Below are 11759 nucleotides of genomic sequence, written 5' to 3'. Positions count from 1 at the left end.
GCGATCGCATCCATGGAACGCTCCTACAGGTGGAGTCCGTGCGTGAGCCACCCTCACCCCAGCCCTCTCCCAGAGGGAGAGGGAGCCGTTCGGCATGGCGCCGGGATCAGCGTTCGCCGGGGACCTCGGCTCGCTCCTACAAAGTCCGAAGATCAATGTTGGCCTCGGGCTCTCAGAGGAACCAGCGGTACTCCCGCGCGCTGACTTCGTTCATGAAATCCAGGTGGTCGTGGCGTTTGTTCTCGCAGTAGACGAAGACGAACTCGCTGCCCAGGCCTTCCTTGACCACCGGGTGGTCTTCCATCTCGGCGACGGCGCCGAGCATGTCGCGGGGGAAATCGATGCCGCTGGCGCGGTCTTCGTTCAGCGGCGGGATCGGCTCCTGGCGGGATTCCAGCCCGTGCTCCATGCCGGTGAGGATCGCCGCGAGCACCAGGTAGGGGTTGGCGTCGGCGCCGGCCAGGCGGTGCTCGATGCGCAGGTTCCTGCCATCGGATTCGGGAATGCGGATGCATGCATCGCGGTCCTCGAAGCCCCAGCTGGCCTTGCTCGCGGCGTTCACGCGGGAGCCATAGCGGCGGTAGGCGTTGTGGTTGGCGGCGAAGATCGGCATGCAGTGCGGCAGCAGTTCCAGGCAGCCGGCCACGGCGTGGCGCAGGGCCTGCTGGTTGTCGCGGTCGAGCAGGTTGTTGCCGTCACGGTCGTACAGGCTGACGTGTACGTGCATGCCGCTGCCCGGCGCATGCAGGTAAGGCTTGCTCATGAAGCTGGCGCGGTAGCCGTGCTTGAGCGCCACGCCACGGGTCGCGCGGGTGAACAGCGCAGCCTGGTCGGCGGCGTGCAGGCCATCGTCGCAGTGGGCGAAGTTGATCTCGAACTGCCCCGGACCGATCTCGGCAGTGATGACGTTGGCGTCCACGCCCTGCTCGCGGGAGGCTTCGACGATCTCATGGAGCACATCCGAGAAGCGCGACAGGCGCTCGATGTGCATGTTTGGCTGGTCGTCCTCGTCGTCGCTCAGCGGGTCGCGCGGGTACTGCGGCAGGCCGGCATCCAGCTTCTTGTCGAACAGGTAGAACTCCAGCTCGAAGGCCACCACCGGGCGAATGCCCTTGGACTCCAGGCGCTGCATGACGCGGGCGAGCACTTCGCGCGGCTCGAATTCGATGGGTGCCTCGGTGCCGTCGGAGCTGATCAGCATCTGCCCCAGCGGCTGGTTCTCCCAGCGCACCGGCTTGAGCGAGCCGGGGATCAGGCGGCGCGGCGCATCCGGGTCGCCGTCGTTGAAGCAGTAGTCGCCGATGGGGTGCAGGCCACCTTGCACGCCCAGCAGCACGCAGTTCTGCGGCAGTTTCAGCGGGCTGCCGGCGGCGACTTTTTCCAGCATGTCCACGGGGTAGCGCTTGCCGTAGAAGTGGCCGGGAATGTCCAGGCAGATCAGGTCGACGTAGCGGATGTCCGGGTATTGCTGGCGGAAGGCGCGGACTTCGCTGAGCAGGTCGGGATGCATCGGGCGGTTCATGATGTTCTCTGGGGCCTTTGTGCGGGAGCGGCCGGATCGTTTTCCCAAGCCAACCCTCGCGGGCTGGCTTGGGAAATCAGGTGAAGATCCACAGCACCCGGGTTGGTTTGTCGGTGAGGTTGCCGTAGCGGAACTGGCTGTGCGGCGGCAGCTGGAAACTGTCGTTGGGGTACAGGGTGACGGTGTCGTCCTCGTACCAGAGGGTCAGCTCGCCTTCGAGGACGAAGCCGCCCTGCTCCGAGCTGTCGTCCAGGTGGCCTTCGCCGCTGGTGGCGCCGGGGGCGAGGATGCTGTCGAGCAGGGAGAAGCCGCCGGACATGTTCGGCGAGGCGAGGATGTCGGTGACGCCGCCGGCGTAGTACAGGGTGCGGCGGTCGTTTGGCCGGGTCACCCAGTCGCGCTCGCGGCGGGTGTCGCCGGCGTAGAAGTAGGTGGTCGGTACGCCCAGGGCTTCGCTGATGGCGGTGAGGTCGGCGACGGTTGGTTGCGACAGGCCACGCTCGACCTGGGACAGGAAGCCCACCGAGCGGCCGATCTGCTCGGCCAGCTCGCCCAGGGTGAGGTTCTTGTGCTTGCGCAGGTCGCGGATCAGCGTGGCAAGGTGTTCGTTGGCAACCGTCTGGGTCATGTCAGGGGTCCGGATCAGATGAAATCCCGTAATCGATACCAGGCCTTGCCGACGGCTTCCAGTGGCGCGGCGAAGCGCTGGCCGCCGGGGAACCCGGGATTGCGGATGCGTTGATAGAGGTCAAGCTCGTCGCTGCGGCCGCCCATGGCTTCGCTCACGGCGTGGGCCGCGGCCAGGCTCGGCAGCACGCCGTGGCCGGAATAGCCCTGCAGCCAGTAGAGGTCGCCGCGCCGGCCGATGTCCGGGGTGCGCCGCATGCTGCAGTCGATGTGCCCGCCCCAGGCGTATTCCAGCTCCACACCCTTGAGCTGCGGGAACACCCGCTCGACATAGGGGCGCGTGGCAGCGCGAATGTCCGAAGGCATGCCGCCCAGGTAGGTGCAGCCGCCGCCGAACAGCAGGCGATGATCGGGGGTCAGGCGGAAGTAGTCGAGGACGAACTGGTTGTCGGTGACGCAGCAGTTCTTCGGCAGCAGCGAGCGGGCCAGTTCCTCGCCCAGCGGCGCGGTGGCGACCTGGTAGGTGCCCACCGGCAGGATGCGTTCGGAGACGTCGCGGTCCAACCCGTCGATGTAGGCGTTGCAGGCCAGCACCAGGGAGGCGCAGCGCACGCTGCCATGCTCGGTGGTCACTTCGTAGCCATTGCCGCTCTCGCGGAAGCTCAGCGCGCGGGTCTGCTCGAAGATGCGGCCACCGGCGCGCTCGATGGCGCCTGCCAGGCCGTAGGCCAGTTTCAGCGGGTTGAGGTGCGCGGAATTCGGGTCATACAGGCCGGCCTGGTAGCGGTCGCTGGCGATCCACTGCGGCAGGTCTTCACGGGGAATGAACTGCAGGCCTTCGTAGCCCCAGCGGCGATTGGCTTCGGCCTGCCAGTCGTAGAGCGAACCAACCCGGCGCGGCAGCACGGCGGTCCACAGGTGGCCGATGCGGTAGTCGCAGTCGAAGCCATGGCGTTGCGGCAGGTCGCGCAGTTCGTGGGCAGCCCAGAGCATGCCCTGCCAGAGACGCAGCGCGCCTTCGTGGCCGAGGTCGTCCTCGATGGGGCCCAGGTCGCTGGACCAGCCCGGCAATGCCTGCCCGCCGTTGCGTCCGGAGGCGGCCCAGGCGATGCGGCTGGCCTCGATCATGCAGACCTGGCGGCCGCCTTCGACCAGTTGCAGCGCCGTGTGCAGGCCGCTGAAACCGGCACCGATCACCAGGACTTCGCACTCCAGCGGCTCGCGAAGGGCTTCGCGGGGCTGGATCAGCTCGGGGTTGGCGCCGGCGTAGTAGGTGCCGACCGGTTCGGGCGAACGCAGGAACATCGCTACCTCGTGAAATTGTTCTGATTATTTTTCATGAAAAATAACAGAACAAATTTCACAAGGCTAGCCCGTCGCACTTTTGCGGACGGGGTGCGTTTCAGATCATCAGGAAGACAGCACCGCAGCGCTGCCCTGCTCCTCGCGCTTCTGCCGCACGCTGACCACCACCACCAGCGCCACCAGGATGGCGGCGAGGATGGCCGAGGAGCCGATGGTGCCGAAGTCCAGACCGCCCTTCTCGTGGGACTTGGTCAGCACGTCGCCCAGGGTCGCGCCGAACGGACGGGTCAGCACGAAGGCCACCCAGAACAGCAGCACCGAGGACAACCTGGTGAAGTAGTGCAGCGCCACCACCACGGCGATCAGGCTACCGATCAGCAACGCGCCGCCGGCGAAGCCCAGGCCGGAGTCGTCGGCGAGGAAGTCGCCCAGCGCGGTGCCCAGGGTGTTGGAGAAGAGAATGGCGATCCAGTAGAACATCTCGCCCTTGAAGCTGCGGATGTTGTCCACCGACAGCGAGGTGCCGCTGAAGCGCCAGGCCGCGAAGATCGCCACCAGGATGCTGATGAGGATCGCCGAGCCGGTGGCGTAGCCCAGGCCCAGCGTGCGGTCCATGAAGTCCGACATGGTGGTGCCGGCGGTGCTGGTGGAAAGGATCACCAGCCAATACAGCCAGGGCACGTAGCGCTTGCTGGCAAGCTGGCCGACCAGGGTGACGAGGAACAGGCTGATGAGGATCAGCGAACTGATCGCATAGCCGACATTGAGGGTCATCGACAGCAGGTCGCCGGCGGTTTCCCCCAGGGTGGTGGCGCAGATCTTCATCACCCAGAAGGCCAGGGTGATCTGTGGCAGTTTGTTGTTCACGGGTTTGTCTCCGGAAATGAGCGGGATCGACGCGCGTCGGTCACGTCGCTGCACCCGGAGTTGACGGTCTCCCCCGATACCCCCTGGCGCATGGTCGTGGAGACTGAGGGCGGCGCGGTGAAGAAAGGGTCAAGCCGGTATGAAAAAACCATTGGCCATCGTCGTTTCGGGCCAACCGACGGATGACAGATCACATTGAGTTGCTATGGTTTTACGTGGGGGCGATGCGCCCGAGGACCGCTTCACTTCGCGCGCGGCGCATGGGGACAGGAATGAATCAGATGATCAAACCGCAACCGTACTGCAAGAACTGCCGGCTGGCGCCGCCGACCCTGAGCGACGACAAGGTCATGGAGCTTGAGGCGATCATCAAGCCGGGGCACCTGCTGCACAAAGGGGACTTCGTATTCCGCCAGGGCGACCCGTTCCACAGCGTGTACCTGGTGCGCTCCGGTTCGATCAAGACCTTCACCACCAACGAACAGGGGCTGGAGAAGATCACCGGCTTCTACTTCGCCACCGAGATTTTCGGCTTCTCCGGGATGGGCGAAGGCAGCTACCCGGTGTCCGCGCAGGCGCTGGAAAGCACGCTGTGCAGCGAGATTCCGTTCAGCCAGCTGGAGGAGCTGTCGCTGCAGATTCCGGGGCTGTCGCACCAGATCATGCTGATGATGAGCCGCAAGATTCGCGAGGATCAGCAGATGAAGCTGCTGCTCTCGCGGCTGAACTCCGACTCACGCATCGCCGCCTTCCTGCTGAACATTTCCGCGCACTTCCGCGAGCGCGGCTTCTCCGCCACGCGATTCCGCCTGAGCATGTCGCGCAACGAGATCGGCGATTACCTGGGGCTGGCAGTGGAGACGGTTTCGCGCAGCTTCACCCGCCTGCAGAAGCACGGGTTGATCCGGGTGGATGGGCGGGAGACGGAGATCGTCGACTTCACCGAGCTGTGCGCGCTGGCCGGGGGTGAGGTCGAGCTTTGAGTTTCCACGTGGGGACGGGGTTCGCGAGCAAGCTCGCTCCTGCGAAGATCAATTTGGTGCCAGACCTGTAGGAAAGGCGGGGCGCCTGGCCCATACCCGCGACCAGCCCTGCGCCATGTCTTTCAGGCCGGCGCAGGGCAGATTCCGGCCTGCCGGCCGGTTCGCGGGCATGGCCCGCTCCTACAAGGGAGCACTCGCCATCAGGTACCGATCACACCGCCATCATCCTTGGTGATTACCAGCGTCGTGGAACGCGGGATGCTCTTGCCGTCGCTGGCCGGGAAGCTCAGGGTCGGGTGCTGGATGTTCACCCACAGTGTCTTGCCGTCCGGGGTCTGGGTGATGCCGGTCAGCTCGCAGCCGCGCGGGCCGACCAGGAAGCGCCGCACTTCGCGGCTGTGCGGGTCGGCGCAGAGCAACTGGTTGCAGCCCATGGCCTGCATCGCCGGGACGTCATCGTCGTAGTCGGTTTCGATCCACAGGCGCCCGGCGGTGTCGAAGTACAGGCCATCCGGCGAGGAGAAGATGTCGCCGTTGATGGTACCGATCAGGTTCTCCGGCGCGCTGGCGCCCTGGTGCTCGCCGGCCAGCAGGAAGATTTCCCACTGGAAGCGGGTGGCGGTCGGATCGCCGCCGGCTTCGTTCCAGCGCAGGATCTGCCCGTGGAGGTTTTCCTTGCGCGGGTTGGCGGCGTCCACCGGCTGCTTCTTGCCGCGGGCATCGTTGTTGGTGAGGCTGACGTAGACCTCGCGGGTGGTCTGCTGCACCGCGACCCACTCGGGGCGGTCCATCGGCGTGGCGCCCAGCTTGTCGGCGGCGGCGCGGGCGTTGACCAGCACCTCGGCCTGGCTGGCGAAGCCGTTCTCGGCGCTCAGGCCATTCTGCCCGTGCACCAGCGGCAGCCACTGGCCGCTGCCATCGGCATTGAAGCGGGCCACGTAGAGGGTGCCTTCGTCGAGCAGGTCGACGTTCGCCGCGCGGTTGTTCGCGTCGTATCGGCCGGCCGGGACGAATTTGTAGATGTACTCGCCCTTGGTGTCGTCGCCGTAATAGAACGCCATGCGGTTGTCGGCGCCCAGCGAGAGGGTCGAACACTCACGGCAGAAACGGCCGACGGCGGTGCGTTTCTTCGGCGTGGAGGTCGGATCGAACGGGTCGATCTCCACCACCCAACCGAAGCGGTTCGGTTCGTTGACATGGCCGCCGTGGGGCTGGTCAGCCTTGGGCGTGGCGTCGAAGCGCGCATCCACCGCTTCCCAGGCGTAGTAGTTGCTGAACTGGCCGTTGGACAGGCCGTAGCGCTTGTGCGAGACGCGCTTGGCGTAGTCGTCCTTGTCGCGGTTGACGAAGTACTGGTGCCAGTTCTCTTCGCAGGCCAGGTAGGTGCCCCAGGGCGTGACGCCCATGGAGCAGTTGTTCAGGGTGCCGAGCACCTGTTTGGCCTCGGGGTCGCTGGCGGTGCGCAGCAGGTCGTGGCCGGCCAGCGGGCCGGACAGGTCCAGCGGCGAGCTGCCGGTGATGCGGCGGTTGTAGCTCGAGCCCTCGACGCGCTGCCACTGGCCGCCGGGGTCCTTCTTCACCTCGATCACGCTCAGGCCATGGGCGGCGATTTCCTTGCGTACCTCGCCTTCCGGGCGGCCGCGCGAACCATCAGGGCGGTCCTCGAAGGTCTGGCCTTTGGGGTGCAGCGTCGGGTTGATGTACTCGTGGTTGATGACCAGCAGGCCGTGGTTTTCCGGCGCATCGGGGAAGGGGAAGTAGTGCATGCCGTCATGGTTGTCGCCGGCCTGCAGTTCCTGGGCTTTCCAGTCCTCGCTGGCGTCGCCTTTCCAGGCCGGCGAGCCGCTCACCACGGCGTCGCCCCAGGAGAAGAACGGGCGAGCCGTGTAACCGTCAGCGACGATAACGCGGTCGAACTTCGGGTCCTGCTGCACCGGCACGCCCTTGAAGCCCAGCAGCGCGGTGGGCACCGGGGCGTCGGCGGCGAACAGCGAACGTCCGGGGAACAGGCCGCCGCCGAGGAAGCCGACGGCGCCCAGCACCAGGCTGTTCTTCAACAGGCGGCGGCGCGAGGCGTCGATGATCTCGCTCATCGGCAGGTTGCCGGAGGGGTTGATCGCCTGGTCGTCGAAGGCGGCCAATCGGTCGTGGAAATCCTGGAAACGCTCGCTCATCAGATGGTTCCTTCCGCGCGGCCGTCTTTCTGACGGCTCGGGTTGTCAGTAGAAGCTATCGGCGGAAGGTTAGGAACGCGGTGTTACGTCGGCATGACAACGCCGCCGAGCCCTGTGACAGGCTCGGCGGCGAGGATAAAAGCCGCCCCGCAGGACCAAGACGACGTCCGGGGGCGGGCGCGAGGGCATTTGCGGAATAGTGCGGCTCAGTTCTGCAGGCCGCCCTGCTCCGAACATTCGGGGCCCGCCAGGCGGGCCGTCCAGTCTTCCAGCACGCCACTGGTGAGGCGTTGCGCGGCAGTCTTGCGCCAGCGCAGGGAGAGCGCGTCGCAGGCCATCATCAGGCGCAGGCCGGTACGTTCCAGCGGGTGGCCGAAGTACCAGTCCAGCAGGCTCGCCACGCTGAGCTGCGGGTAGTGCCGCTGCACCAGCTCCAGCGGTGCATCGGGGGCGACCATGCCGGAGCGGCGCACCCGGTAGAACCAGCCGCAGCGCCCCTGCTCCTGCACTTGCTGCGGCAGCTCGGGGAGATTCCAGCGACGCGCCAGGCGGTAGCTGGGCGAGCGCGGCTGGCTCACTTCGATCAGCGCTTCGCCCCAGCGGAACAGGTCGCCGATGCAGACCTCCTGCTCATTGAGGCCGAAGGTCGAGAGGTTTTCGCCGAAGGCCGGCTGTCGCCAGCGCGTCTGCGGGTGCTGCTTGCGCCAGTGGCGGTAGTGCTCGGCCGGGTAGTGGTGCAGCGCGCGGTCCAGGCCGCCGTCGTGGCGCAGGTCGGGCCGTGCGTCCCCCGGCAATCCTTCGGCGCCGAGCCAGACTTCCTGATGCGCTTCCAGCTTGTCGATATCGCTGAGCAGACCTCCCCAGCTTTCTTCGACTTTGCCTATGAAAACGCCCTGGATGACGATGCTTTCCACCTTTGTCTACCCATCTGAGACAGCGGACAAGCGCTAGAGTAGTGGCCTGGATAGCTGACTATCCATTTCGATTTTCCAGTTTCGTTGATAAGCAGACCTTATGGATTTCCGCCAGCTCCGCTATTTCGTCGCGCTCTACGAGGAAGGCCATGTCGGGCGCGCGGCCGAACGCCTGGCGATTTCCCAGCCGGCACTGTCGCAGCAGATACGCCAACTGGAGCAGAACCTCGACGTGGCGCTGTTCCAGCGCAGCGGCAAGCGCCTGCTGCCGACCGCCGCCGCACACACGCTGTACAACCATGCGGTGCCGCTGCTGGAAGGCCTGGAGCGCGCCCGCGAGGCGCTGCGGGGTTTCCGTGGGCAGAGTGCGCGCAGCCTGGCCATTGGCGTACTGCAGACGGTCAATGCGAGCCTGGTACCGCATCTGGTGGAACGCCTGCACGCTGCGCAGCCGCACGTGCAGGTGCGCATTTACGAACTCTCCGGAGTGGAGATCGAGCGCCGCCTGCTGATCGGCCAGCTGGATATCGGCATCGGCTTCCTGCCGCCGCGCCAGCCGGCGTTGCACGGCGTGGAGCTGTACCCGGACGAGCTGCAACTGGTGATCCCGGCGGAGCATCCGCTGAAGGACTTCAAGAAGGTCTCGCTGGCCCAGGCGGCGGAGCTGCCGATGCTGCTGCTCGGCGAGGAATTCCGTGCCCGGCAGATCTGGCAGGAACAACTGGCGGCCATCGGCCGGCGGCCACGGGTACAGGCGGAGCTGAACCACATGGGCGGCATCCTCGACAGCCTGCCGCAGAGCCGCTTCGCCACCGTGCTGCCGGGGCGTGCGCGACAGATGCATGCGCACAAGGACCTGCTCTGGAAGCCATTGAGCGAACCGCGCATTCCACTGAGCGTGGGGCTGGTGTATCGCGATGCACAACGGCAGCAGCCGACGGTGGAGCTGCTGCGCTCGTTGCTGGATGGGGCGGTGTGACGCCCAACATCGCTGATGGGTATCGATGCGGTCGCACGCCCGCACGGAGTTTCTACGTAGGGCGCATAACCTGGAACAGGTTATCCGCCGTCCCGACAACCAGCGGCGGATAACGCTGGCGCGTTATTCGCCCTACGGGAAGCGCAGGCAAGAAAAAACCCCGCTTCTTGCGAAGCGGGGTTTTGCAGACCGATATCCTGACGTCCATGCAGGCCACCATCCATGGTGGAATCCCTATATTTCCGTGTTGTCTTTGGCGCTTCCTGCGCAATGTCCTGACTGAGGAGAAGGTTACCGCCAGAAGCCTTTATCAGAAAGACGCCGATCACCACCGCTGTTTGTAAGCTTTGGCTTACACGGATTCGTACTAGCGCCCTTCGGAAAGGAAATATCCCCATAAAAAAGCCCCGCCGGAGCGGGGCTTTTCAGAGCGAGCGCTTAGAACTGCGCGGCGTCCAGCAGGTACAGCGACTCGCTGCCGGCCTTCACCGAGGCACTCAGCGAGTGGATGCGCGGCAGCAGGCGGGCGAAGTAGAAGCGCGCGGTGCCGAGCTTGCTGGCGTAGAACTCGTCCTGGCCTTCCTTGCCCAGCGAAGCGCGAGCCATCAGGGCCCACATGTACGCGTAGGCGGTGTAGCCGAAGGCGTGCAGGTACTCGACCGAGGCGGCGCCGATTTCATTCGGGTTGCCCTTGGCGCGGTCCAGGACCCAGGCGGTCAGCTCGTCGAGGTTCTGCACGGCGGCGTTCAGCGGGCCGGTGAATTCGGCCAGCTCGGCGGACGCCGAGGCGGTGAAGGCACGGATCTCGTCAGTAAACAGCTTGCAGTAGGCCCCGCCGCTGCCGACGATCTTGCGGCCCATCAGGTCCAGCGCCTGGATGCCGTTGGTGCCTTCGTAGATCTGGGTGATGCGGCAGTCGCGTACCAGTTGCTCCTGGCCCCACTCGCGGATGAAGCCGTGGCCGCCGAAGATCTGCTGGCCGTGGATGGTGGTTTCCAGGCCCATGTCGGTGAGGAAGGCCTTGGCCACCGGGGTCAGCAGGGCGACCAGTTCCTCGGCGCGCTTGCGGGTGGTCGGCTCTTCGCTGTACTTGGCGGTGTCCAGTTGCATGGCGACGTAGCTGGAGAAGGCACGACCGCCTTCGTTCAGCGCCTTCATGGTCAGCAGCATGCGACGCACGTCCGGGTGGACGATGATCGGGTCGGCAGCCTTGTCCTTGGCGACCGGGCCGGTCGGCGCGCGGCTCTGGATACGCTCGCGGGCGTATTCCACGGCGCTCTGGTAGGAGCGCTCGCCGGTAGCCAGGCCCTGGATGCCAACGCCCAGGCGCTCGTAGTTCATCATGGTGAACATGGCAGCCAGGCCCTTGTTCGGCGCATCGACGATCCAGCCGGTGGCGCCGTCGAAGTTCATCACGCAGGTGGCGGAGCCCTTGATGCCCATCTTGTGCTCGATGGAGCCACAGGACACGGCATTGCGCTCGGCCAGGGAGCCGTCGGCGTTGACCATCACCTTCGGCACCAGGAACAGCGAGATGCCCTTGGAACCAGCCGGCGCGTCGGGCAGCTTGGCCAGGACCAGGTGGATGATGTTCTCGGTCAGGTCGTGCTCGCCGCCGGTGATGAAGATCTTGGTGCCGGAAATCTTGAAGCTGCCGTCGGCCTGGGGTTCGGCCTTGGTGCGGATGATGCCCAGGTCGGTGCCGGCGTGCGGCTCGGTCAGGCACATGGAACCGGCCCAGGTGCCGGCGTACATGTTCGGCAGGTACTTGGCCTTCAGTTCTTCGCTGGCGTGGTTGAGCAGCGACAGGCAGGCGCCGGCGGTCAGCATCGGGTACAGGCCGAAGGACAGGTTGGCCGAGTTGACCATTTCCTCGACCTGGGCGCCGATCACCTTGGGCATGCCCATGCCGCCGAATTCCGGCGCGCCGCCCACGCCCACCCAGCCGCCTTCGGCGTAGGTGCGGTAGGCTTCGGGGAAGCCAGCCGGGGTCTTCACGCCCTCGGCGCTCCAGCTGCAGCCTTCTTCGTCGCCGCTGCGGTTCAGCGGGGCGATCACGCCGCCGGTGACCTTGCCGGCCTCTTCGAGGATCGCGGATGCGGTCTCGGCATCGACGGTCTCGGCCAGGGCGGGCAGTTCGGCCCACAGGTTGGCGACCTCGAAGACTTCATTGAGGACGAATTGCATGTCGCGCAGGGGAGCTTTGTAGTCAGCCATGATGGATCCTCGAACGAAAACGACGGCTGATCTGGCAGCCAGCGGTATCAGAATAGGAGGTACACGAAGGTACGCCGCCGGAGTTTACTCCAACAACTTTTCAGACTTTAAGCGTCATGTTGTGACCGTACAACTATAGATTGGTCACAATATGTAGCGAAAAACGAGGAG

The 11759-nt window shown here is 65.6% G+C and carries 9 protein-coding genes; 2 read left to right on the top strand and 7 right to left on the bottom strand.

What is annotated here, in order from left to right; genetic code table 11:
• Nucleotides 1-172 precede the first annotated feature (172 nt).
• The 4 genes from IB261_RS02660 to IB261_RS02645 form a co-directional block, all read right to left on the bottom strand.
• The gene (locus IB261_RS02660) at nt 173-1522 is read right to left on the bottom strand and encodes a glutamine synthetase family protein (protein ID WP_192225435.1); all 1350 of its coding nucleotides are present in this window, start codon (nt 1520-1522) and stop codon (nt 173-175) included.
• A gap of 76 nt (nt 1523-1598) precedes the next feature.
• A complete protein-coding gene (locus tag IB261_RS02655) occupies nt 1599-2150 on the bottom strand; it encodes a helix-turn-helix domain-containing protein (RefSeq protein ID WP_192383297.1) in 552 nt (183 codons plus the stop codon).
• Nucleotides 2151-2164: 14 nt separating this feature from the next.
• On the bottom strand, nt 2165-3454 hold the full coding sequence (locus IB261_RS02650; RefSeq protein ID WP_192383298.1) for an NAD(P)/FAD-dependent oxidoreductase: 1290 nt from the start codon (nt 3452-3454) through the stop codon (nt 2165-2167).
• A gap of 105 nt (nt 3455-3559) precedes the next feature.
• Nucleotides 3560-4279 (bottom strand): COG4705 family protein, encoded by a 720-nt coding sequence (locus tag IB261_RS02645; protein ID WP_081520818.1) that lies wholly within the window; start codon nt 4277-4279, stop codon nt 3560-3562.
• Between the two features lie 323 nt (nt 4280-4602).
• On the opposite strand from IB261_RS02645, the gene fnr reads away from it, so the two are divergent.
• Complete coding sequence (gene fnr, locus IB261_RS02640) at nt 4603-5304, top strand: fumarate/nitrate reduction transcriptional regulator Fnr (RefSeq protein WP_139791708.1); 702 nt, start codon at nt 4603-4605, stop codon at nt 5302-5304.
• A gap of 200 nt (nt 5305-5504) precedes the next feature.
• On the opposite strand, the gene IB261_RS02635 is transcribed toward fnr, so the two are convergent.
• Entirely contained in the window at nt 5505-7478 is a 1974-nt protein-coding gene (locus tag IB261_RS02635; RefSeq protein ID WP_192383299.1) for a PhoX family protein, read from the bottom strand.
• A 206-nt stretch (nt 7479-7684) separates the two neighbouring features.
• Entirely contained in the window at nt 7685-8392 is a 708-nt protein-coding gene (locus IB261_RS02630) for an MOSC domain-containing protein (RefSeq protein WP_192383300.1), read from the bottom strand.
• A gap of 100 nt (nt 8393-8492) precedes the next feature.
• Between IB261_RS02630 and IB261_RS02625 the strand changes: the two genes are divergently transcribed.
• Nucleotides 8493-9371, top strand: coding sequence for a LysR family transcriptional regulator (locus IB261_RS02625; protein ID WP_081519682.1), 879 nt, complete (start codon nt 8493-8495; stop codon nt 9369-9371).
• A 438-nt stretch (nt 9372-9809) separates the two neighbouring features.
• Here IB261_RS02625 and IB261_RS02620 read toward each other — a convergent pair whose 3' ends face one another.
• A complete protein-coding gene (locus IB261_RS02620; RefSeq protein WP_081519681.1) occupies nt 9810-11588 on the bottom strand; it encodes an acyl-CoA dehydrogenase C-terminal domain-containing protein in 1779 nt (592 codons plus the stop codon).
• Nucleotides 11589-11759 lie beyond the last annotated feature (171 nt).

The organism is Pseudomonas sp. PDM20 (assembly GCF_014852575.3).
Lineage (GTDB): Bacteria > Pseudomonadota > Gammaproteobacteria > Pseudomonadales > Pseudomonadaceae > Pseudomonas.
Note: the sequence above shows the minus strand (reverse complement) of the source record. Positions and strands in the feature narration are given on the sequence as shown.